This window comes from Buttiauxella agrestis (assembly GCF_900446255.1).
Lineage (GTDB): Bacteria > Pseudomonadota > Gammaproteobacteria > Enterobacterales > Enterobacteriaceae > Buttiauxella > Buttiauxella agrestis.
Window position 1 is genome coordinate 4,510,453 of sequence record NZ_UIGI01000001.1, and the last position, 23,818, is coordinate 4,534,270.

Consider the following 23,818-nt stretch of genomic DNA (forward strand, 5'->3'; position numbering starts at 1 on the left):
CTTATATTGTAATCACACTCTTTTATATCCCATTCCGGCGCTGCATCATTTTTGTGATTAGTAATATCAGTAATCATTATTGGATTAATATAATACCCCCCGCAACGGTATAAGCCTCATAAGAGTGGCCAGCTTTTGGTATAAAAGAACGATAAGAAGTATGAAGCGTTTGAGTATACATAGTCTGGCTTGTTGTCCTGTAACCAACTTTAAGATATTGCCCTGGTTGTATATTATATTCCATATAATCCACACCTCGTAATGGAGAACCTTCAGGGAGAGGCTCAATATCATTTATTTTTTTAAATTTAGTTGATTTAAAACCTAAAATGTTCACACCAGGGGCAAGTGATCTTGAATCTATCTCCTGAAGACACCTTCCAACCTTCTTATAAAATTTCATTGAGAGAGGATCGGAGGTGTTAGCAACTCGTATTTTAGCTGCATCAGTACCAGAATAATCCTCCATAGAAGACAAACTAATAACACAACCACTTAGTGGAAGCACAATACCTAATAAATATAATCCTTTAGTAAAGCTATACATTTACATCCCTTATTGAAAATAACATTAGGTGAATAAAAAAAATAACTACAGTCCCTATCAATATTGAGTCAGAGGGACTGTGAATCGGCTAGCGCTGGAATGGTCTGTCAAAAAGCACCCGGCGACTTAGCCGGGATTTGAGCTTACCTGTGACGATATAAATTAAAGCGATATATCAGCCAAACACCAAAACCAGCGATACATCCTCCCCCAGCTCCCGCTCTTACGAATACCAATATATTATTTAAATCAATATCTAATACACCTGTATAAAAATATACGAAAGCTATAAAAACCATTTGCAGTATAAGGGCACATAAAGCGATGGCAATAATACTCGCTTCCTGCAGGCCCGCAGCCAGTATACTCAACCCCACGAATTTCTGCTTTCCCACTTCCGTCAGGTCTTCATGCTTCACATTCGGATAACTGTCCAGCGCCGTCTGCGCCTTTATCACCAGTTGCGTACAGGCTGCACTGCTTTTATTACCCTGCGTACAGATATCACCGATTAACGCATCACGTGCTTTATCCGTGGCATTGATATCCGCCAGCTCCTGCTGGAGTAGCCGCTGAGTGACAGATAAAAAGATCCCGGCTCGATGGCCGGGATTCTTGATTATTTCAGCACATAATCAAATTTATCATCCCAAGAAAATTTAATATCTTGCTGTTTTGTACGCTCGAAAATTTGGATTATTTTCTCAAAACTCTCTCCGAGACGTTCTTTTGATAAACCTGAATTCAGCCAAGTTATTTTGATTGGTCTTTCAATATCTGTACTAAGGCGATCCCATAAAGCATCTAGGTTCCGCCCATAATAAGGCCCAAAATCCAGCAACTCGGCCAGAACACGATGCACATCAGATTCTGTGTATATATGCAGGCCATCTATAATTATATCGTTTTTACTCATTTCCACTTACCTATAGAGGTGGCTGTCTCATAGTGATCTGTAGTGATATAGAGCAGACCGTCATCTGAATACAGCAATCTTGTTCCTGCCTGATTGCTTCTTGACATAGTATTATCTAATCCAACGTCTGCTTCACGCCATACTCTTCCTGATGAGGATGGTAATAAATTATTTGAGTTTGCAAATATATCACCTCCTATCTGCTTCCCTGGCGATGTATTATTCAGCGCTTTGCCCGGCTTCCAACCATTCTCGATAGCTTGAGCTTTATTGACATAACTTTCAGGAAGTTGCCCGGTATTTCGCAAGCTGTCCACAAGTCCATTTGCTGCCTCAGTCGTTTTTAAATCCAGCTTCAGACCAGCATAGCTTGCCGCGTTGTGAGCTGTATTACCTGCTGCTTCAGTCTTACCAGCCCCTTTTGCCGCATCAGGCTTAACGCTGCCCTTACCACCCTGAGCCGCCTCATCACCCGCCACTTTGTAGCCCGCAATGATACTCACGATACCGTGCAACTGCATCGCATCGTCATAGGCTTTTTCAACTTCTGCCCATGATTTTGTGTTACCGGGGCTCTCCACTATCCCCTTAATCGCCGCATCACGCGTGATATTCCCCGCATCCAGCCCTTCCATAATAGCAGCGGCATTCGCGTAATCTTTCGGGAAAATATCTTTGTACGACAGGTTATATGTCGCTGCACCACCGTAACTGTCCAGCGCCGTCTGCGCCTTTATCACCAGTTGCGTACAGGCCGCACTGCTCTTATTCCCCTGCGTACAGATATCACCGATTAACGCATCACGCGCTTTGTCCGTGGCATTAATATCCGCCAGTTCCTGCTGGAGTACCTGTCGTTCTTCCGGGTTCAGCTCACCGTTTGCTAACTGATGTTCTACCTGCTTTTTACGCTCGGCTTCTTTATGGTCCAGGTAGTTATAACGCACCGAATCCAGTGCCGTCGCCGCACCCGACTGCGCACCGTTACTGCCCCCTGCCACACCGCCAACCGCTGCGCCACCCAGCGCCGCTGCCCACTGGGTTATCGCCGCTTTTTCATTCACACCCAGTTGAGTATTGCTGCTCAGGTAGTCATCAACAAATTGCCCCAGGGCCTCGCTGCCCATTCCCGCCAGGCCACCTGCCAGCGCATTGCCGCCGCCGAAGCTCGCCTGTATCGCACCTATCACTCCATGAATGGCCGCTTTCTCCGGACCATCAGCCGCCCAGCCCATCTCTGCACCCAGGTCTCCGGCATACTTGTTCGCCATCTGCCCGAACACCGCTGCCAGCTCCTGCTGCTCCTCGATTTTTTCCTTATCGAAGATTTTATCGATGTGACCATTGGCGTTGTCCGTATCGCGGCTCAGGTCCGCCACATCCTGCTGCTGGTTTTCCTTGTCACGAAGGGTGATGTTGCCTGCTGCAATGGCTGACTGGGTGGTGCCCGAGGCATCATCGCTGGCTTCGATGCCAATCAGTGGCACGCCACCCCCGCTGAACATCTGCCCGCCATGGCTGTCCTGACCTGTCGCTCCGCCCGCGCTGATGCCCTTGCTGCTGGCACTGTATTCAGCGTGGTTGTCGAGGCTGCTCCAGCCCAGCGTCCCAGTGTCGAGGCTGTTTTTGCTGGCTTCCGCCGTGCTGGCAATCACCCCGCCATCCAGCTGCGTGTGTTTACCGACGGTAATATCGAACCCTTTGTCCCCGGCAAATAACCCGCTTTGCTCGCCGACGCTGGCGTATTCACTGTCAGTTTTGCTCTGGTTGATAACGCCGGGATATATTTCTTGCGCGATGAACTCGCCGATGGTGGCACCCGATGCGCCTGACAATGCGCTATTGTCTAGCATCTGAGCGACCACCGCACCGAGAGCCGCGTGGGTAATCAGATTGGTTTCTCGATTAACTAGTCGTTTTCTATAATGTTGTTAAAGAACATGATGCTGTTTCGCCACGAAGACCGCAGAACCCATATGACCACCTATTACAACCGCCATCCCAGCCTGCACCTGAAGGGCGACTGGCTAAAAGAGGCGGGGTTTGGGACGGATACACCGGTTATCGTGACCGTGGAGCGGGGCAACTAGTGATCCGGCCTGCTGAATGACAGGTGAAAAGATCCCGGCTCAAGGGCCGGGCTGTGAAACCACTTATATAGAAACATCTTCACTTGAACCATTCATAAAATAGATGGACAACTTATTTCCATTTAATTTCACATGATCTATATAATCAATAAATTCAAAGTGATACCTCTCATGTAGGTTATTTAACGACAGAACAATAACCTCAATCTCACATACGATAAAAATATATGCGTCTGTTACTTCAAAGTTGTAGAAAAAAGATGAAGATAATAAAGTTCTCATCAACTCATTGTTTTTTATACTAAAAAATGCAACCAATTGATCGCAACCAATAGCAATTATATCATTTACTATTATAGCAACGGGTTGTATCTCACTTTGCACTGAAAGTTTTAATATAACTCTATTTTTGTAAGAGAGATGATAGTAATGCCTCGCACATTCTTCATCATGGAACGCGATAGGCATTTGGCTATGATAAAAATCATGCTTAGTTATAGGGATAATTTTTATCATTTGTTTTTACTCGCTATTTTTGGAATCAATGTCGTGATTTTTGGCGTTACATTTAAGTCACCTCCAGGATAAAAGAAACTAACATTAATAGCTCCCTTATCTGAAACAGTAATATTTTTGGTTATTGTAGTTCCAAAATTATTAGATTTCTGAGAGACGATAACACCATCACTAGCTGCTTTATTAAATACATCTACTAACGATTGCTCGTTATTAATCCCTAACGTATTAAGATCTTTCAAGTTTTGAGCCGACCTTTCAATGTTATGAGGGTTGCCCTCAGTAACTTTACCAAAGAAGTAATCAAATTTATTAGGATCGACATTATAAGCTTGAGGTGCGATCTCTTTTGAAACACTACTCGCCTCAGCCGCCCCCGCTCTCCCCGCATTCCAGACTCCGGCTCCCGCCGCACTCAGTTGTGACAGACCATAGATCCCTTCTGAGTAAGCCGGTGGTACACCCGCCTCTTCCAGCAGCCATGCTCCGCTGGTCTGCTGACCGATACCCGTCACAAAGGCATTTGAACCAGCCCAGGCCATATCTATCCCGCTGGCTGCCAGATACGTCCCTGCCGCACAACCGATACCGGAAACACACAGCGCCCCACCGCCCAGCGCCTGCAATTCCCCACCTGCTGTCTGCACCAGACCGCCAATACGCGTACCCACACCATAGCGGGACAGCGTATCTGCAACCTGGTCACTGGCCGAATACCCGAACATCGGCAGACTGCCTGTGCCATAACTGCCCATCGCATAAATCGTCTGGTTACTGCCCTGGGAAACCAGCAATGCCCGCTCACTGGTATACGCCTCGCTGTTACCCAGTTGCTCTAGGGCCAGCGCTTTGCTGTAAGCCTCCGTACCTTCTTTGAACTCTGCCGAGCACTGGACCAGCGCACAGGCCGCCGCTTTCAGCCGGGTTTCCTTGTCTTTGTCCCCACCGGCCAGCGCCTGGATACGTGCCACCTCATCTGGGTGTAACTGGCGGTTATAGCGTTCTGCATCAAGCGACGCAGCCGCACCCGACTGCGCACCGTTACTGCCCCCCGTCACACCACCAACTGCTGCGCCACCCAGCGCCGCTGCCCACTGGGTTATCGCCGCTTTTTCATTCACACCCAGTTGAGTATTGCTGCTCAGGTAGTCATCAACAAATTGCCCCAGAGCCTCGCTGCCCATTCCCGCCAGGCCACCTGCCAGCGCATTGCCACCGCCGAAGCTCGCCTGTATCGCACCTATCACTCCATGAATGGCCGCTTTCTCCGGACCATCAGCCGCCCAGCCCATCTCTGCACCCAGGTCACCGGCATACTGGTTCGCCATCTGCCCGAACACCGCTGCCAGCTCCTGCTGCTCCTCGATTTTTTCCTTATCGAAGATTTTATCGATGTGACCATTGGCGTTGTCCGTATCACGGCTCAGGTCCGCCACATCCTGCTGCTGGTTTTCCTTGTCACGAAGGGTGATGTTGCCTGCTGCAATGGCTGACTGAGTGGTGCCCGAGGCATCATCGCTGGCTTCGATGCCAATCAGTGGCACGCCCCCCCCGCTGAACATCTGCCCGCCATGGCTGTCCTGACCTGTCGCTCCGCCCGCGCTGATGCCCTTGCTGCTGGCACTGTATTCAGCGTGGTTGTCGAGGCTGCTCCAGCCCAGCGTCCCGGTGTCGAGGCTGTTTTTGCTGGCTTCCGCCGTGCTGGCAATCACCCCGCCATCCAGCTGCGTGTGTTTACCGACGGTAATATCGAACCCTTTGTCCCCGGCAAATAACCCGCTTTGCTCGCCGACGCTGGCGTATTCACTGTCAGTTTTGCTCTGGTTGATATTCAGGCTGGCCGAGCCGGTCATCGAACCAAAGGTGAAACTGGCTCCGCCACTCACATCTTTCTGCTTACTGTGGTACTCGTCCGTATCCTGCAGACTGCTGATGGTTAAATCACGCCCCACATCGGCAGTGATTTTGTCGCCCAGAGCCTGCGCACCGGAGATTATCGTGTCCCGCCCGCTGCTCATGCTCAGCTCATTGCTGGCATTCACCCGGCTGTTGACATATTCGGTGGTTTTACCGTCTGCGGTACCTTTCGACTGAAAACCACTGGCTGACACACCTATCCCGGTTTCCTGTCCCAGCGAGACATGTACCCCGGCATTCCAGCCACTGCTGTTATTTTTGCTGGTCTGCTCGCTGTTGTTGGTCGCAGCGTCCAGGATCAGGTCATTCTGCGCAACCAGCGTGACGTTATGACCCGTTACCCCACTGCCGCTGATGTGCAGGTCGCCGCTGGTGCCTTTCCCGCCGGTCGCCACCATGGTGACATCGCCACCCGCCGTAAGCGTACTGCCCCGCACCTGATTTTGTGTCGATTCAGACTCGAACTGACTTTTGCTTGAGCCGACGCTGACTTCCACTTTCACTACGTTCATATCGCCCTGCGCAGCCCCCCCTGCTATTGAGGAAGCACCAGAGCCTGCAGCCCACGCATTTTCTGCTGTTTTAACTGCATACAACGCTTTAAGGCGATCATCGCTGACCTCCTCACCACGTTTGAAGGTATCGTTAGCAGCCATCGCGGCACCGGTCACAGCCGACGAAACCGACACCGTCACCCCACTCTGTTTTTGTTCATAACGTTCTTTGCGGCGCTGCTGGTCATTGCCCGGATCGACAATAATCTCGCCTGCAGCCACATTAAGATTTTTACCGGCCACCACATCCGCACCACCGATATGTGCTGTGTTGCCAGCAATGATGCTGACGTTACCGCCTGTGGAGCCAATAGTGCTGACACTCTGGCTCTGGGTTGTTCCGTCCTCGTTCAACTCATGCAGGGAGGATTTGCTGCCAATAGTGACACCCAACCCGCCCGTCCCCATCAGACCACTGGTTTTCTTCTCCTTGAAACGGTATGTCGACTGTTCATCTGTGGCTGCCAGGATGTTGACATCATTTCCTGCCTGGAGAGTCACCGAGCCATCACCCACGACACCAGAGCCTTTCACGTTCAGGTCGTTACCCGCTGAGAGCGAGACGTTATTTCCGCTCAGTGCACTGCCTTTTTCGTAGGTGGCGTAATCTTCCTCAATGGTGTGCGTGGTGGTTTTGTTCAGGAACCCTTTTTTGGTTTTGGTCTCTTCTTCAAAGTGGTAATCGCTTTCAGTGGCGGTTTCGAGATGAATATCGCGACCTGCGCCGATGCCGATATCACCGCTGGCGATGACCTGTGCGGCCTGGCTGTTGACGTCACGCCCGGCAACGATAGTGGTGTTGCCGCCGCTGGCGATTTCTGTGCTGTCCTGGCGTACCGATTCGTTGATTTCGACCTTTTTCTTCGCGTGATAACTGTCGCCTGCGGTGGTTTCTTCCGCCATCAGGTTGACGTCGCGCCCGGCCTGCATCGCCACATCGCCTTCTGCGGCAAGCCCTGCCGCCTGGCTGTTGATGTCCTGGCCCGCCGCCAGCGCCAGGTCCCCACCTGCCGTTATCGTGGTGCGCGCATTGTCTGTGCTGTGGGTTTCGCTGTTACCTTTGCTGCTCGACTCGCTGGTCTGCCCGGCATTCAGGTTCAGATCGTTCCCTGCAATCAACGTGGCGTTGTCGCCCGCACTGGCTGAACTGGCCTCGATGGTAATGTCATTACCCGCCTGCACGCCCAGATTGCCGCCAGCAGAAATGGTGCTGCCTTGCTGCGTGACGGATTCGCTGCTGGTCGCGTCTTTGCGCCAGAAGCCGGACTGACTTTCGCTGTCCGTCATCTGGTTGGCGGTGACGTTGATGTTGCCGTCGGCCAGCATCAGTAAATCGCCACCAGCGGTGACATTGGCACCGGTAATGTTGATGTCTTTCCCAGCACTCAGGCTCATGCCGTCCTGCGCGGTGATACCCGCCACCGGGCCGCTGACGGTCTCGCTGAAACTCACTGATTCACCGCGTTTTCCCGTACCGCCCGCCTGCCACTGCTCGGTCTGCGTGACGTTATTAATGCTGCCGCCTAGGCTTTCGAGCTGGACGGTTTTGCCGGAAATAGTGGAACCGATGTTGTTGATATCGCCCAGCGCCCCCAGTTGCAGCGCACCGCCCGCCTGCATCAATCCAGCGTTCAGGTTGTTGATACTGTTCTGGCTGTCGAGGCTCAGGCCGTTTTGGGCGGTGATAGTGCTGCCACTATTGGTGATGTTGCCGCCCGCAAGCTGGACATTGTTACCGGAAATCACGCTACCACTGTTTACCGTGACGTCTTTTGGCGACAGGTAAACTTTCGGCACCATGACCGTCTGGCCATTCACCTGAGTGGCTTCCCACCACAGAATGCTGGTGTCGAGCGCGGCAATCTGGTTTGCCGTCAGAGCCACCCCAAAGGCTAACCCCAGCGACTGTTGCGCGGTGGCTGCGTTATCCATCAGGTACTGCATCTGTTCCAGGTCAGATCCCAGGCCATTGATGTAGCGGCTGCCGGTCTGGTTAAGCATAAAGTTGCTGACGTAGCGCGTGTCGAAGGCTGCATCACCGAGGAAACGGTAGTCGTATTCCGGGTGCAGGTTCAGCCGTTCGAGGAAGTAAGACGAACCGAGGAATTTATTCTGATCGGTGTAGTTGGCGTTAGTTTCACGCGGCGCAACACCGGGTTGTGTTCCCATCAGCGCATACAGGTCGCCAAACAGGCTTTGATCCAGCTCGCCGAGGCCATCTAGTTTCGGGTTAGTGGTGATCAGATATGGGCTGTTCGGGTCGGTTGAGGTGACAAAGTAGCCGTTATTGCCGGATGGCAACGGGTACAGGCTGGTATCAACGCTGCTTCCTGTCTGTCCGTTCAGGCTGCTGCCACCGCTGATTTGTGCCACCGCATCAGCCAGATTGTCGCGCCATTGCGGCGAGTTGATTTCTGCAATGTCAGCGCTGGCAAGGTCTTGCTGGGTGATACCGCCATCGATTGTCTGCTGGCTGAGGGTGTTTAGCGTCGGAACAGTGATGGTGTTGCTGATACCGCCCGTATGCGCCGTAGTGGTGGTGTTGCTGATGTCGCTGGTGAAGTTGGCTGTGACGTTGCCGCCAGCCTGGATTACGGCGCGGTATGCGGCTGAATCATCACTAAATTCCGTATGCTGATCACCAGTGAATTCATAGCGGATGTAGCGTTTTCTTTCATTTACAGCTCGCCCCAAACGAGCGTAAATCTCATCAAGAGTTTCTTTATTGAAAACCCTGGTTTCCATAACTTCAGGGGAAAGATACTCAAAATCATCTTGTGTTAAATGACTGGCAGGAACTCCTAAATATTGGTAAGTGCGGTATTCTGTCTCCGTTCCCGAAACCCATGACTGATTACTTAGAGTGTCCCCTTGCAAAAATAGATCACGGCTTGCAAGGATATGACTGGCGCTATTATCTAGACTCCTCGCGGAAATTGTTAAATCACGCCCTGAACTGATTCTCCCTGCTGAGCCATCACTACTTACGCTAATAGTGTTCGATGCAACAGGAATATCCAGAAATTGGTGGTCAGGAGTTGCCATTCCGTAGTAGTAAACATCATGGTGAAGCGTGTCATTACCTTTTCCATGCCCCTCCAACCAAGTAACTGAATAAGTGTAAAACTGATATTCGCCATATTTCAGTTCACTGAAAGGAACATCAGCTGTGGTCTCCGTCAGCCAGCTATAATCATTAAAATAATTATGCTGCTCACTTGTTACCACCAACCCTTCCCGCTCATTCAATAAATGCCCGGTCTTAATCGTAATATCGCCATTGACCGTCTCGATATTCCCAGAGGTATTCACCACCTCGGCATTCGCATTGCCCGCCATATCGCGCTGCATCCACAGGCTATTACCTGCCAGAATATCGCCACGGGTATTTTTGATACTGTTTGCCAGCAAATACATATTGTTGCCCGCATACAGCAGCGCGGTATTCAAAATACTGCCTGCTGCATTGAGAGTCAGCGAACTGGCGGTGCCAACAAAACCGTCCACCGTGATATTGCCACGGCTGTTTAGCGCCACGTCGCCGCCTGCCTGCAATGTGCCTGCGGTGTTCATCGCAATCTGGCTGCCGGAAAGTGTGCTGCTGCCGCTGCCGGTGGTGATTTGCCCGTTATTGGTCAGCGCCTCACCCGCCGTCAGATTCACCGCCTGGCCCTGCATCACGTTCTGGTTAGTGATGCCGCCGTTACTGGTGATATCGAGGATGTTGCCCGCAGCAATCACGTTTTTACCGGTAAATGCGTTGGTGAGTTTGAGTGTCAGATTGCCCAGAGCCACCACCTGGCCGAGGGCATCAAAACCGGTGCTGTTCAGCACTAAATTACCGCCGCTGAACAGTTTCCCCGCGGCCATATGGTTGACCTGGCCGGCATTAACGGTCAGCGAGGTGGTGCCAAACAGCGTGCCGCTATTCGTGATCTGCTGATAATTCACGCCCAGATTGCCGCCCTGCGCGGTGCCGGTGTTGCTGAAGGAGTTACCGGTTAACGTCGCGGAATCAGCCAGTAATGATCCGCTGTTGGTCAGCGTGCTGGCGTTAAGTAGCAGTGTTGACGCCTGGAGCCAGTTGTTATTAGTAAAATCTGCGGAGTTCAGCGTGAACTCGCCGCCGGAAAGCAGTTTGCCGCCGTTGCGTGCCGAGGTTGCGGCATCAATGCGTGTGGTGCTTCCCCCCTGAATCAGCCCGTCGTTCACAAGCGCAGGCGACGTGATATTCAGTGTGTTCTGGCTGAGGATAATCCCCGCTGCGTTGTTGGTCAGATTGCCGCTGAGCGCAAGGCTATCATTCGCCTGAATGCGCCCGCTGTTGTTAACCATTGCGCTGTTGAGCTGGAGATCCGCGCCCTGAATCTGCCCGGCATTTTCCACGGAGGCGGCACTGAGATTTAACGCCCCGCCGGTCAGCAGCGTTTTGCCCTGTTGCTGGCTGAACGCGCCAGTTAGCGCCACGTTCAGCCCGTCCACCCCGCTGATGTCGCCGTTGTTATTCAGCGAACGGGCGTTTATTGACAGGTTTTTAGCAATCCACTGGCCGTTATTGGTCAAATCCAGCGCCTGAATGGCCGCGCTGCCATTGGCGGTGATTTTGCTGTTGGCAGTTGATGCCAGATTGCCGGAAAGTTGCAACGTCAACGCATCAGCACTTTGAATCGCCCCGCTGTTACTGAGTTGCTGGGCATTAAGCCCGATCTGTTGCCCCTGCCAGGTGCCGCTGTTAGTGATGTCGCCGCCGCGAATGTTCAGCACCCCGCCACTCAATAGCTGCCCGCCGTTAAGCAGCGTCTGCACATCGAGGTTCAGCGCAGTCAGGCCGATGATCACCGCCTGGTTCTCCACCTGCGCCTGGTTCAGTGCCAGGGTATTTCCCTGAACCGCGCCGCTGTTGGTGAACTGATTTCCGGCGAGCGTCATATCGCCCGCACTGAGCAGCGAGCCACGGTTATCGAGCGTTTGTGCGCGAAGCGTGGTGTTCCCCTGGCTGAGTACATCACCCTGGTTTGTCAGCGTCTGCGCAACATTCACATTCAGGCCACCAATGCCCAGCAGCGATCCGCTGTTCTGCCAGTCAGTCGCGGTGACGCTGGCGTTTTGCCCCTGAATGATGCCGAAGGTGTTGAGTTGCCCGGCATTGAGCATCAGATTTCCCCCGCTCAATACCCGGCTGGCGTTGCTCGTATAGAGATCATCCGCCTGAATGATCAGGGAGGAATTGCCCTGCAACAGCCCGGAATTGCTCAACATTTTGCTCTGGATGGCGAGTGAAGCACCCGCCATGCTTCCGGCGTTGGCAACACGATCGCTGTGAATATCAAGATGTCCGGCGCCCAGCAGCAGGCCGTTTGCCTGGTTGTCGATTTGCGTATTATTGAGGGCCAGCGCCACCGCGTTAATTTCGCCGCTGTTGGTGAGCTGATTGCCATTGAGCGTCAACCCGGCGTCGCTGGTGATAAGCCCGGCATTGGTCAGTGTCGGCACCGTTAGCACAAAATCCTGCATGCTGTAGACGCTGCCGCCGAACTGGTTATCGAGGCGTTCCGCAGACAGGTTTAATGCTCTGTCGCCCTGGAGCAGACCGGTATTGACGATCGTCTGGCTATTGAGGCTAAGTTCCGGCGCCACCAGGGAGCCGCTGTTGTTGACGTTGCCCGCATTAATGTTGATGGCAGCGGCATTCGTTTTACCGCCATGTGCCAGGTTATCTGCGCGGATAGCGAGTTTGCCACGAGCAGCTTGTGTGCCGTTAAGCGTGGCGTCTGAGGCGTTGAGCGTCAGCTGTCCGTCACTTTGCAACTGCGCGTTTTGTTGGCTGGTGAGCCGCTGTGCCTGCACCGTAAGATCGCCGTGGGCGATGATTTCACCATCCACACTGGCATCATCCGCATTCAGGGCGATATTGCCCTGGCTGGTGCTCAACGAGCCGCTTGCAGTGGTCAGGGAGTTAGCCTTCACCGTCAGCGCATTTTTGCCCGACAGCGTGCCATTTTGTTGAATATTCCCCGCGATAACCGTGAGTGCGTCATCGCTCAGGATTTGCCCGCTGGCACTGTTATTCAGTGAGTTAGCCGCGTTGATACTGGCGCGGCCTTTGGCGCTCAGCGTGCCATTTTGTTCGAGAGTTTGGGTGGTGAGATCCAGCTCGCCGCCGCTCAGCATCTGGCCGCCGTTGGTCAGGGAATTGGCGTTTAACGCCATGTTATTCTGGCTTTGCACGGTGCCGGTGTTATTCAGCGTGCTGGCGTTAAGTTGTGCAGTACCATTGGCGGTAATCGTGCCGCGGTTGGTCAACGCGCCGCTGTTTAAGGCGGCATTGTTCCCGGCAACCAGCAGACCCTGGTTATCCGTCGACCCGGCGACTTCAGCCGTGATATCACGCGCCGCGTCAGCGCGGCTGCTACCATCCTGAGTGAAATCATGGGCGTTGAGACTGAGGTTGTTTCCGGCGGTCAACGTCGCGCTGGATAAACTCAGTTTGCCATCACTGTTCAGGACAATGTTGTTGTCGCTGACAAAGGTGCCGCTGTTAAGCGCAATTTCCTGCCCGCTAACATTGATATTACCGCTGGCTTTATGCTCACCATTTAACGCAACACTTTCACCTTTTGCCGTCAGGCTGCCGCTGGCGAGACTGTTTTTGACCGTCAGTTTGCCGTTAACATCCAGGGTGATATCCCCCTGGCGTGCAGTCAGGTTGCCAAGGTTTACCCCCACACCTTTGTCGCTGGAAACCAGGCGAATACGGTTGGCGTACATGCCGCCAAGCGCGCCGGTGTCCACCGCAACGACCGGAGCCGCACCGTCCCCGGCAATCGCCGTCGCGCGCCCATCAGCAGTCACACGATTTGCCCCGGCAATCACCGTCAAATCTTTGGCATGAATGTCGGCGTTAATTTCGGTGGCACGGGAAATTATCGACAACGCATCTGACTGGCTGGCGTTCAGCCCTTGCCCTTCAACGGTGATAGAACCCTTCGTCACATCAAGCGATTGCAGATTGCCGCTGGCATCGAACACCGGTTTGCCGGTGGTCAGCGTCGCGTTTGGGGTATTGATAAACCCGCACCCATTGCAGGTGATGCCGTACGGGTTGGCGACCATCACGTTCGCCGCTTTGCCCGCCACTTCGGTGTAACCCTGGAGCTGCGAGCGGTTAGCACCCGTCACTTCGTTGATGATGCCGCGCGCTTCCTGACCTGCTTTCAGATTGGGGTTGTTCTGGATAAGCCCGCCGAGCTGTGTCTGATTCAACTGCCCGGTGGCGTTATTGAGGATTAAGCCCTCAGGGCCCACGTTGTAATCCTGGTACTGGTTATGGGAAATCCCCGCCCCGTTGGGCGTGGCGATGTTTACCACCGGCACCCCGTTCCCGGCTTTATCCATTTGTGTCGCGTTATTCGCCGGGGTCGTGGCAGCAAACGCAGGGAAAACAGGCTGACCCGCCAGCAACGCGCAAATCAGGTAACTCAGTGTGCGCCTTGCAAAACACACAGGTTTTTGATGATTATCCATAATCGTTTTCCCTTAAATCACAAACGCGATGCGGTAATAAATGCTGACGTGGTCAGGTGCGAGCCAGTCCGGATATTGCAACGGTGTTCCCACCGTGAACTGGCTGGAGTAATAACGGTTAGCGCTTGATAACCCTACCGCTGCGCCCCACAACGTGCCGGAGGCCCAGGGGTCTTTGTTGTCTTTTTGCAGCCAGCCGCCATCAAGAGCCACGACGCTGCTGACCTGGCCGATAAACGGCAAAGTGAATAGCGTGTAGTTGAGTTCGTTGCGCAGGTAGCCGCCGTTATCGCCGGATAAATACTGCTCTTTAAAACCGCGCACCGAGCTTTCGCCGCCGATTGTCAGGCGTTCGCTGCCGTAAAGTCGGTCTGGCGACCATTGCCCGTAAACGCTGGTCAGCCACCATAAATCGTTGGTGACTGGAAGCTGGAAGCTGCCATTCGCGCTCCATTTTTTGAACTCGGCTTTCGGCATGTTGTCGTTTTTGCCGTTGTCGTTTTCCGCACCTAGCCAGGGCACGCCATGGCTGAAGGTCGGGTTAAAGGTCGCCACGCCACCGAAGATTTTTTGCGTATGGTTCAGGCCAAACAGCAGACTGGAAAGTTTGCGGCTGCTGCTGTCGAGCTTTGCGTCGTTAAGGTAGTTATTGCTGATTTGGTGGGTCAGGCCGATGGAGGCGCCGGTTTTAATATCGCCATTGCGAAATAGCACGTGCGAAGCGGTAAAACGGTGTGTCTGGCTGTCGCCCGTTGACGCCCAGCCGAAGCCATTGTTATCAATGGTGCTGAGGTAATTGCTCCAGCTGTAGCTGTAATCAAACAGGCTGTATCCGTAAGGGATACTCAGCCCGGCCTGCACACTTTGGGCATCATGAGAGGAAGAAAAGTCACTGCTGCGCGCACCGCTGACAAACCATTTATCCGCCAGCCCCAGCAGGTTATTGCCCGTCAGTGACCCGTTGAGTTGTCCGGTGCCGGTACTTTTCTGGCCGCTGTTATCGAACCCCAGTGAAACACTGAGCGGAAACTCCGGCGTGGCGGTGAGGTTGACGATGGAATAGCCCGGTTTTTCACTGGGCAGAATTTCAATCTGCACCGGATTACTGCGTAAGCGGTTGATTTGCTCCATGCCCTGTTCAATGTCACGCAGGTTGAGAATTTCACCTTCCAGGCCCGGAAACGCCATGGTTAACTGTCTTGATGAAGCGCCTTCGAGATGTATTTTCTCAAGACGCCCTTCCAGCACCGCAATCTTTAATTCCCCCTGAGATAAATCTTGTTCGGTGAGAAAAGCGCGGCTGGTTATATAACCCTGCTGAATATACCAATCAGATATTTCTCGCGTTAATTGCGTGATTTTATCCATGCCAATGCATTGGCCGATATAAGGTTGCTTAAATTCTTTTTGTTTTTGACTGGAAAGCAGCGTGGCATTATTAATATTGATGGTGTGAATAGTAAAACAAGGACCAGAACTTGCCACAGGCTTTGGCTGGGCAGGTTGCACAAGAGGAGCGCTGCGCTGTAATTCATCTCGTTGCTGTTGATTTTGTTGTAATAAATCTTGTTGACCCTGGCGAATTAAATCGCGATCGGCAGGGCTGAGTGGTGCCGCAAATAAGGGAGTAACAGATAGCGCTATACAACACACCATAGCGTAGAGGGTGATATTCTTTTTATTACGCACGTATTTCATCCATGAATATAAGTGCCAGTGCGAAAATACACACACTGACATAGAATTTAATTGAAACTTATAATTGGGTGAATATGACCATATCCTTTGATCATGTTCAACCTATTATGTTAACTCTGAGGCACGCTGCGCAATAATGATTATTTAAGCCACGCTTAACTAAACATTTCATCGACCATCGCACTACCCAGCCGCATTGCCGAACAAATACGCGGCATCCCCAGTGAAACGCCCTGATGTGTCTGCGTTGTAGCAAAACTAACCGGGTGTTTTTCGCCGTCACAATCATCGCCAAGCCATGCCAACGCTTCTTTGCTTTGCATCATTTCGGGCGTTGTTGGGAACATCAGCCATTCATAGTAGTAATGGCGGGTGCGGACAGACGCATTCACATCTTGCGCTAATTGCCTGATAGCCAGCGCACGTGCTTGCTCAATTAACTCCGTGGTTTGCAACGCATTACCGAAGCGTAGCGCCTCACCAAACGCGCCCCAATACAGCTCTTGTAGCGCGATATAACAGCGACCAGCCGGAGAAAATGCCGAGTAATGCCCGGACTGCCAGCGGGCAATAACCTGCTCGCAATGCACCAGCCCCAGATGGGTCATATCGCTGCCGTTCAATTGAATTTCCAGTTTGTCGATACGCTGCGCCAGCAGTTGCTGTAACTGCATGAACTGCTGGCGAATCTCAGGAACATCATAGGGGACACGCGTACGCATGCTCTCATGTACCTTGACCATCGCCCGGTGCTTTTTGGCAACCCGCTGGCAAAGTTGTCCGAGCATCGCCAACGTCACTTCTGGCGCATCCAGTAATACGTCGTCCAGCGCCCATTTCTGCAACTGACTTTGGCCGATGAATTCCTTCGTCAGACGTTGATAAAAGGCTTTGCTGTGCTGACTGCGCCACGATTCGCGCATGGCACCACTGTTTCTGGCAAAGTCGACGACAAACTTCTCTGCAACACATTCCAAAGCGCGTGTTTGCGTTCCGGGTAATAAACCACTCATTGCTGTTCTACCGTAAAAAGCGTCTGAATATCATCCCGCAACAGGCGGGTGTCCTCGTGGATATAGCGTGTGGTTCGGACACACTGTTGAAGCTGCTGGCGCAAGATCATCACCGCCTCTTCATTTTGCGAACGTGCCATCAGGCTTTGTTGCAGGTTCAGGCGTATCGCATCCAGCGCCTGCGAAAAATCAGCGAAGAAGGCGGTCATTCCCTCCGTTACAGACATTTCGATTTGTGCCGCCATGTTCTGGTTAAGCTGCAACAAGAACTCCGCCACGTGCTGGCACAGCCTGTGTTGCACATCGGCCAGGGAAATCACGTAGCGACTTTGCATGACGGTGTAGCCTTCCCAGCCCCAGTCGTCACTATTGAGCCAACGGGCCACTGTTCCACGCATTCCCTCCGGGCGACGTAATCGTGCGACGGGAATATCTTGCTCTTCGATAAGCTCGTTAAATGCCTGATTAGCATTGAAGTTTAATAAGCCGACGTGAAACACCGGCAGGCTAATATTGGTGCGAAATCCGGCCTGCGTTAGCCCCTGCGTAACGCGAGATTCAATCGGTTTTAGGGTATTTCGCAGCGTATCGGCCAGTTCGACTTCGAGATAACTGAAAAGATGAGTTAACTCCTCGGTCATTTTTTCCTGTGCGGCAGTCAGAATGACTTCGCATGAAGCGCGAATTCTGTGCAGCGCAATTTGCGCCGAAGGCTCGTCGTCAAAGCTGAGAGTGGCGTGGCGGGCGTCAAAGTCGCGCCCGCGCTGAGTGCCAAACGAGAGCGCCTGGCGCGTGAGTTTTTCTGGCACCATGCCATTGCGAAAGTAATCTTCAATGTGGGTGATAATTTGCAGCTCATAGCGACGAATAAAATCACCCATTGCATCAATGGCTTGCTTGACGTTATTGCGTGCAACGATATTGGCCGTCTGCTGGCTGGACGCCGCCAGATTCATGTCATCTTCCAGTGCTGCGATATTTTGCTGCAATTGCTCGCTGGCAATTTGCAGGCCCTGGCAACGGAAATTCAGGTAATCTTCCGCGCGCTGGGTGTAGTTCAGCAATTTCTGGCAGGCAGAACGCAGCGCGTACATCGACGCATTAGCATGAGCGGCATGGAGCACTGTTTTGACCGGCGCTTCAAACATCGAATCTTCCCACAGTAATTCTGCCGCGTGGCGCAAGGCATCAGCATCCGCCAGATCTTCATTGCGCCAGCGACGGCCAAGAGCGGCGTCAGCGAAATCCTGCACCCAACGTTGCTCATCGGGAGGCGGTAATTTGCCGTGTAATGTCAGTTCATGGCGAGCGCGATTGGCCAGATATCCCCACATTGATGACACCGGGAAAACATGGCTGGGATCGATTGCCCCTTTCATTAAGGTTCCAGAAATCAGCGTCTTAATTTGGTCTTCATCGTCGCTATTGCGATCTTTCTGGTCGAACTTATTCACCAGCGCATAAAGCGGGACGGAAGTTCCTGCGCCCAAAATAGCTTTACGCACATCTTCATCAGAAACCGATTTTAATTGGGTGTAATCCAGCACCGCCAGCACTGCCGATGCCTGCGCCAGTTGTTCCTGAAGCATTTTTTGCAAATGTGGCTGCCCGGCTTCATTTGGCCCAGGCGTATCTAATAATGTCAGCTGGCCATGGGTTTCATCCATTCCTGCAAGATGGACAAATTCCACTTCAATGACCGGAACATGTTCAATTGCGGCATAGGCTTTAAATGGAAAAGGCACATCCAGCGCTTTGGATAAGCGCACCAGATCATTCAAGCTTTTCAGGCAATGAAATATTGGCTGCGCACCAAGATAATGCTTAGCAAATGAATTTCCTTCGGCAATTCGGGTTAATAACCCCGCCATATCCTTGTCAATTTCCAGATGTTTTGTCAGCGTTTTGCTGTCCGCTTGTTGCAAACGGGTTTGCAATACCTCCATCAGCTTTTCAATGGGCTGAACATAGGGAAAATGCAGCACCGGTTCACGCTGGCCGGGCGTATGGCGAATAAGCGTCGGTAACGCCGTCATCGGACGGTTGCGATTGGGCAAAACTTCCGTCCCAATAATGGCATTGATGGTGGTGGATTTTCCCGCTTTTACCGTTCCAACTATCGCCAGCACCATTTCATGCTGGGTTATTTTCCGTAGCTCATTTTGCAGTAGCGCCTGTTGCGCCTGAATGCTGCGTGGGCAAAATTGCGAGGCTGCAACCTTGCCTGTTGACTGTTGAGCGAAATAATTATTGTTATGCTGCGTCGTAAAAGAGGTTGTTTTTAAAGTATTCAGGTTTTGCAGGGCGAGTTGCAATAACCGTTCTGCTTCCTGACTTAACTCAAATATTGCTTGTGTGTGCATAAAAAATCCTTACTTAAATCAAATTACGCGGATTTTTAAAAGTCTTTATATTTTTGTGGGAATGCAGTACCGGTAATTATAATTACGTGCGGAAATCATTTATTCGTTAATATTATAATTAAGGTTTAATTTTCATATGAAAGGTGCCCAGACAAATAGCCGAGAGGAAATACAATAACGCATTTCAATAATCCAATTCTGTATTTTCGTCGCGAATTTGGCAATTAAATAACGTTTTAAAATAGCACTTTCTTATTGCTGCTTTCCTTACGGCAATAAGTGCCACGCCATTTCTCCCCACAAAAGTAAGGTTTTAATGTATAATCGCGCCACTTTTGGCGGTAACACGCTATTTTTAAAATTTTAATGTTCGAGACGACTAACATGACTCTTCCTCATTGCCCTAAATGCAGTTCCGAGTACACCTACGAAGACAATGGTATGTTTATTTGCCCGGAATGTGCCCATGAATGGAATGATGCCGAACCGGCGCAAGACAGCGACCAACTGATTGTTAAAGATGCCAATGGCAACCTGCTGGCAGACGGCGATAACGTCACCGTAGTGAAAGATTTGAAGGTTAAAGGCAGCTCTTCGATGTTGAAGATTGGTACTAAAGTCAAAGGTATCCGTCTGGTTGAAGGCGACCATAACATTGATTGCAAGATTGATGGTTTTGGCCCGATGAAGCTGAAGTCTGAGTTTGTGAAGAAGAACTAGTTAAGCTGCAATGGCAGGACGGTGATTTTCCGTTCACCTGAACGGATAATCACCGTACCGGACATAAGATCCCTCCCCCCGCCTGGCTAGCCCCGCGCCCCGCATCTAAACTTGTTCTGTCCATAAAATAATCTCTCTCTATGAGGAATTAGACCATGTCTATTGGCCCCTACATCTTTTTTGACGGCACCTGCGAAGAAGCTATCGAGTTCTACAAGCAAGCCGTCGGTGCTGAGTTACTGTTTAAAATGACTTTTGGCGAAATGCCGAAGGATGAAGCAAGCGACACCGCCGAGGGTTGCGGCAGCGGATTTAACTGGCCTGACGATAAAATCATGCATGCCAATGTACGAATTAGCGGCGGCGAAGTGATGATGAGTGACGGCAATATGTGCGCCGATAAAGTGAAACACACGGGTTACGCGCTGAGTCTTACCAGCAAAGATGTCGACGAGGGCAAACGCTGGTTTGATAACCTCTCTGCCGGGGGCGATGTCACCATGCCGTGGGGGGAAACCTTCTGGGCAAAAGGCTTTGGCATGTTGACCGATAAATACGGTATTCCGTGGATGGTGAATGTCGAAAAACCGATGTAACCGGTCGTACAGCAGCGTCATCCGACAAATCTGACGAAAAGGGTGGATGACGCTAGCGCTTATCCACCCTACGCAACCCATTCTCTATCTTTTTACCGCGCAATCGCCCAATTAATGGGAATCACGTTTGCCGCATGCAGGTAATCCAGCAGTGGATGCGGAACATAAGGCCCGGTCTGCCACTCCCCGCTTATCGCCGACTGTTGCAGCAACGTTTTCCCCCCATTAAGCCGCTCGATAACCGACTGATGCACCATCATTGACGAGCTGACGGGGGCAGGAAGCTGGCGCGGCATAATGCGCAAATAGCGCGTTGGCGGATACCATTCACAGTGCATCGGGCCAAGCGCATCAGACACCACTTCGCCCCGCGCCAAATGAATGCCCAAATCATCGAGCGCATCGTGCATCCACAAATACGCGCCATTAGACAAACAGCGATCTTCATCAGTGCCGCTGTAATAGCCGCCCACATCATGATGAATACCCGGAAACATCACCTGCAAAATACGGTCGCGGTTGTCCCACAGCACCGGGGTTAAATCCACGCGTTGTTCATCTATTGCAATTGCCTGTAGCCCGTATTTGACCCGCGAATGCAGTTCCGTACTGTTAAAGCGAAAAATACCGTAACGCTTGTCGTTGAAATATTTAGGAATGCCCATCTGCCCGACGGTTTCCCAGACCGCAACCGCTTCAATGGAAGCCGGGCGCGTAATACAAGTGGGATCGACGCTGTCGCAGAAAAACCCCGGAAGCTCGCGCAATAGGCTGCCCAAAATACTCGGGCTCATATCCGGCGCATGAGCCAGATATTGCGCCCAAATGGACGAACCAAAACGCCAGGCTTCTTCTTTATTGCGCACGTTTAAATGCAGCCTTTCACGATTGAGCAACCCACGATCGACGATCATTTCTGCCAGCATTCGCGCGGTATAAGCCCCGTGGCTAAATCCGACAATATAAATCCGATCGCCAGGCTGCCAGTGGCGGCTAATAAACGTATAACCACGAATGATCGGAATGATCAGGCTCGCACCAAATGCGCCGCCCAGTCGTTTTACCAGGCCGTTATGCGGATCGCCCATGCCATGAATATATTTGGCCACTTGCAGCACATTGCCGCTGTTATCGGTAAGCGTCTTTTCTTGTTCATTTGCCAGCAGCAAACTTTGCTGGTCTACGGCACCTTTTAAATCAACAAATAACTGATAAACATTACTTGCCGCGGCTTCGTCATCCGCTTGTTCTTCAACACCAGGAGCGCTCCATGTGCCATCGGCACAAAAAATAATATTTTTGCTCATTGCTGAATTCCCAAGGCCAGAGGGTATCTGTAAGCAAAGCCAAAAACGAAACGCTAAACAATACGACAAATAGTTGATTAGCCTGATGACTTCCAGGCCGAGACTCACTCTTCATCATATGTACACTTATCCTTAACAAAATCGTCACATTTCATCGGCACCATGAGGCAACTTTTTAAGGAGCCGTGTGATGCAAACTATTATTCGCGTCAACAAACTGAGCAAAACCTTCAACCAGCATCAGGTATTAAATGCTGTTGATTTGGAAGTCAATGAAGGTGAGATGGTCGCTTTGCTGGGGCCGTCTGGTTCAGGCAAATCCACTCTCTTACGTCATCTGAGCGGCCTGATTACTTCTGATAAATCAGCCGATTGCCACGTTGAATTGCTTGGCCGCACCGTCCAAAAAGCGGGCCGCCTGGCAAGCGATATCCGCAAGAGTCGTGCTCACACCGGCTACATCTTCCAGCAGTTCAACCTGGTGAATCGCCTGACGGTACTCGAAAACGTGCTGATCGGCGCACTCGGTGCCACGCCGTTCTGGCGCACCTGTTTTAACTGGTTTACCCGCGAACAAAAGCAACGTGCGTTGCAGGCGCTGACCCGCGTCGGCATGGCGCAATTTGCGTATCAACGCGTCTCCACCCTGTCCGGTGGGCAACAGCAGCGCGTGGCGATTGCCCGGGCGCTGATGCAGCAGGCGAAAGTGATTCTGGCCGATGAGCCGATTGCCTCACTCGACCCGGAATCCGCACGCATCGTGATGGAAACGCTGCACGACATTAACCGTCTGGACGGCATCACCGTCGTGGTGACGCTGCATCAGGTGGATTACGCCCTGCGCTATTGCGAACGCATTGTCGCCCTGCGCCAGGGTCATGTTTTTTACGACGGAAGCAGCTCGGCGTTCGACAACGAACGGCTGGGAAATCTTTACCGCAGCATAAATCGCGTTGATGCGGTTGCTGCTTAACCACTTTGCTATCTACTTCAAGGAATAGTCAGCCATGAGCTACAAAGCCGTAAAAGCACTCGCCTTTACCAGCCTCCTGAGCGTTAGCGCCCTGTTCAACGCAGCCCATGCGGATGAGCAAGAAAAGTCCCTGAACTTCGGCATTATCTCCACCGAATCCCAGCAAAACCTGAAACCGCAGTGGGAACCGTTCCTGAAGGATATGGAGAAGAAACTGGGCGTGAAAGTGAATGCTTTCTTCGCGCCGGACTACGCCGGGATCATTCAGGGTATGCGTTTTAACAAAGTGGATATCGCCTGGTACGGCAACCTTTCGGCCATGGAAGCGGTGGATCGCGCCAACGGCCAGGTGTTTGCTCAGACGGTAGCGGCTGACGGATCGCCGGGTTACTGGAGCGTGCTGATCGTTAACAAAGACAGCCCAATCAATAATCTGCAAGACATGTTAGCGAAACGCAAAGAACTGACTTTTGGCAACGGCGACCCTAACTCAACCTCGGGTTATCTGGTCCCTGGATACTACGTTTTCGCCAAGAACAACGCGGCACCGAACGAATTCAAACGCTCAGTGAATGCCAACCACGAAACCAACGCGCTGGCAGTGGCGAACAAACAGGTGGATGTGGCGACCAACAACACTGAAAACCTCGATCGTTTGAAGCAAACCGCCCCTGAGAAATTCAAAGATCTGAAAGTCATCTGGAAATCCCCGTTGATCCCAGGCGATCCGATCGTGTGGCGTAAAAATCTTTCTGAAGCCACCAAAGACAAAATCTATGACTTCTTCATGACTTACGGCAAAACGCCAGAAGAAGCCGCGGTGTTGAAAGGCCTGACCTGGGCGCCGTTCCGCCCATCCAGCGACCTGCAACTGGTGCCGATTCGCCAGCTCGCCCTGTTTAAACAGATGCAAGGTGTGAAGGACAACAAAGGGTTAGCCGAGCCGGAAAAAGCCACCAAAGTCACTGCCCTGCAAAACCAGCTTAGTGACCTGGATCGTTTGACCGCCGCGCTTTCTGCGATGAGCAACGTGAATAAAGCGGTTCAGTAAATTGTTGGTGGATGACGCTTCGCTTATCCCCCT

Annotated in this window: 14 protein-coding genes and 2 pseudogenes; 5 read left to right on the forward strand and 11 right to left on the reverse strand. The window is 51.9% G+C overall.

The features are described from left to right. Positions 1–76: 76 nt before the first annotated feature. The 5 genes and pseudogenes from DY231_RS21435 to DY231_RS25150 form a co-directional block, all read right to left on the reverse strand. A complete protein-coding gene (locus tag DY231_RS21435; protein WP_256682689.1) occupies positions 77–547 on the reverse strand; it encodes a hypothetical protein in 471 nt (156 codons plus the stop codon). Positions 548–690: 143 nt separating this feature from the next. Next, positions 691–966 (reverse strand): hypothetical protein, encoded by a 276-nt coding sequence (locus DY231_RS21440; protein ID WP_172588643.1) that lies wholly within the window; start codon positions 964–966, stop codon positions 691–693. An 18-nt stretch (positions 967–984) separates the two neighbouring features. Beyond that, positions 985–1,170, reverse strand: a pseudogene (locus DY231_RS25635) (DUF6862 domain-containing protein); the annotation flags it as partial. Continuing rightward, positions 1,167–1,463: a barstar family protein gene (locus DY231_RS21445; protein WP_115631456.1), complete on the reverse strand. Its 297-nt coding sequence runs from the start codon at positions 1,461–1,463 to the stop codon at positions 1,167–1,169. The pseudogene DY231_RS25635 and the gene DY231_RS21445, both read right to left, overlap by 4 nt. Beyond that, positions 1,460–3,316: pseudogene (locus DY231_RS25150) on the reverse strand (DUF6862 domain-containing protein); the annotation flags it as partial. The gene DY231_RS21445 and the pseudogene DY231_RS25150, both read right to left, overlap by 4 nt. A gap of 72 nt (positions 3,317–3,388) precedes the next feature. On the opposite strand from DY231_RS25150, the gene DY231_RS21455 reads away from it, so the two are divergent. Further along, positions 3,389–3,553 (forward strand): SymE family type I addiction module toxin, encoded by a 165-nt coding sequence (locus tag DY231_RS21455; RefSeq protein ID WP_115631457.1) that lies wholly within the window; start codon positions 3,389–3,391, stop codon positions 3,551–3,553. Positions 3,554–3,616: 63 nt separating this feature from the next. Here the strand turns inward: DY231_RS21455 and DY231_RS21460 are convergent, their stop codons facing one another. The 5 genes from DY231_RS21460 to crfC form a co-directional block, all read right to left on the reverse strand. Continuing rightward, a complete protein-coding gene (locus tag DY231_RS21460; protein ID WP_115631458.1) occupies positions 3,617–4,069 on the reverse strand; it encodes a hypothetical protein in 453 nt (150 codons plus the stop codon). Next, positions 4,066–14,064 (reverse strand): hemagglutinin repeat-containing protein, encoded by a 9,999-nt coding sequence (locus DY231_RS21465; protein WP_115631459.1) that lies wholly within the window; start codon positions 14,062–14,064, stop codon positions 4,066–4,068. Before DY231_RS21465 ends, DY231_RS21460 begins: the two co-directional genes overlap by 4 nt. 12 nt (positions 14,065–14,076) lie before the next feature. Continuing rightward, on the reverse strand, positions 14,077–15,720 hold the full coding sequence (locus tag DY231_RS21470; RefSeq protein WP_115631921.1) for a ShlB/FhaC/HecB family hemolysin secretion/activation protein: 1,644 nt from the start codon (positions 15,718–15,720) through the stop codon (positions 14,077–14,079). A 197-nt stretch (positions 15,721–15,917) separates the two neighbouring features. Further along, the gene (locus DY231_RS21475) at positions 15,918–16,775 is read right to left on the reverse strand and encodes a diguanylate cyclase regulator RdcB family protein (protein ID WP_115631460.1); all 858 of its coding nucleotides are present in this window, start codon (positions 16,773–16,775) and stop codon (positions 15,918–15,920) included. Next, positions 16,772–19,138 carry a clamp-binding protein CrfC gene (gene crfC / locus DY231_RS21480; RefSeq protein ID WP_115631461.1) on the reverse strand — a complete coding sequence of 789 codons (2,367 nt, stop codon included), beginning with the start codon at positions 19,136–19,138 and terminating at the stop codon, positions 16,772–16,774. Before crfC ends, DY231_RS21475 begins: the two co-directional genes overlap by 4 nt. Before the next feature lie 384 nt (positions 19,139–19,522). Between crfC and DY231_RS21485 the strand changes: the two genes are divergently transcribed. Beyond that, positions 19,523–19,858: a zinc ribbon domain-containing protein YjdM gene (locus tag DY231_RS21485; protein WP_115631462.1), complete on the forward strand. Its 336-nt coding sequence runs from the start codon at positions 19,523–19,525 to the stop codon at positions 19,856–19,858. Between the two features lie 155 nt (positions 19,859–20,013). Beyond that, positions 20,014–20,454 (forward strand): VOC family metalloprotein YjdN, encoded by a 441-nt coding sequence (gene yjdN / locus DY231_RS21490; RefSeq protein WP_115631463.1) that lies wholly within the window; start codon positions 20,014–20,016, stop codon positions 20,452–20,454. 92 nt (positions 20,455–20,546) lie between these two features. Here yjdN and DY231_RS21495 read toward each other — a convergent pair whose 3' ends face one another. After that, positions 20,547–21,761 carry a phospholipase effector Tle1 domain-containing protein gene (locus DY231_RS21495; protein ID WP_115631464.1) on the reverse strand — a complete coding sequence of 405 codons (1,215 nt, stop codon included), beginning with the start codon at positions 21,759–21,761 and terminating at the stop codon, positions 20,547–20,549. Positions 21,762–21,951: 190 nt separating this feature from the next. On the opposite strand from DY231_RS21495, the gene phnC reads away from it, so the two are divergent. After that, entirely contained in the window at positions 21,952–22,734 is a 783-nt protein-coding gene (phnC, locus tag DY231_RS21500; RefSeq protein WP_115631465.1) for a phosphonate ABC transporter ATP-binding protein, read from the forward strand. A 34-nt stretch (positions 22,735–22,768) separates the two neighbouring features. Then, positions 22,769–23,785, forward strand: coding sequence for a phosphonate ABC transporter substrate-binding protein (gene phnD / locus DY231_RS21505; RefSeq protein ID WP_115631466.1), 1,017 nt, complete (start codon positions 22,769–22,771; stop codon positions 23,783–23,785). The last annotated feature ends 33 nt before the right edge of the window (positions 23,786–23,818 follow it).

Bases quoted from the DNA above. Each gene is read 5' to 3' on its own strand.
- DY231_RS21435 (WP_256682689.1), bottom strand. From the start codon at position 547: ATGTATAGCTTTACTAAAGGATTATATTTATTAGGTATTGTGCTTCCA.
- phnD (WP_115631466.1), top strand. From the start codon at position 22,769: ATGAGCTACAAAGCCGTAAAAGCACTCGCCTTTACCAGCCTCCTGAGC.
- DY231_RS21485 (WP_115631462.1), top strand. From the start codon at position 19,523: ATGACTCTTCCTCATTGCCCTAAATGCAGTTCCGAGTACACCTACGAA.
- DY231_RS21475 (WP_115631460.1), bottom strand. From the start codon at position 16,775: ATGAGTGGTTTATTACCCGGAACGCAAACACGCGCTTTGGAATGTGTT.
- DY231_RS21455 (WP_115631457.1), top strand. From the start codon at position 3,389: ATGTTGTTAAAGAACATGATGCTGTTTCGCCACGAAGACCGCAGAACC.
- phnC (WP_115631465.1), top strand. From the start codon at position 21,952: ATGCAAACTATTATTCGCGTCAACAAACTGAGCAAAACCTTCAACCAG.
- crfC (WP_115631461.1), bottom strand. From the start codon at position 19,138: ATGCACACACAAGCAATATTTGAGTTAAGTCAGGAAGCAGAACGGTTA.
- yjdN (WP_115631463.1), top strand. From the start codon at position 20,014: ATGTCTATTGGCCCCTACATCTTTTTTGACGGCACCTGCGAAGAAGCT.
- DY231_RS21445 (WP_115631456.1), bottom strand. From the start codon at position 1,463: ATGAGTAAAAACGATATAATTATAGATGGCCTGCATATATACACAGAA.
- DY231_RS21470 (WP_115631921.1), bottom strand. From the start codon at position 15,720: ATGGTGTGTTGTATAGCGCTATCTGTTACTCCCTTATTTGCGGCACCA.
- DY231_RS21495 (WP_115631464.1), bottom strand. From the start codon at position 21,761: ATGAGCAAAAATATTATTTTTTGTGCCGATGGCACATGGAGCGCTCCT.
- DY231_RS21460 (WP_115631458.1), bottom strand. From the start codon at position 4,069: ATGATAAAAATTATCCCTATAACTAAGCATGATTTTTATCATAGCCAA.
- DY231_RS21465 (WP_115631459.1), bottom strand. From the start codon at position 14,064: ATGGATAATCATCAAAAACCTGTGTGTTTTGCAAGGCGCACACTGAGT.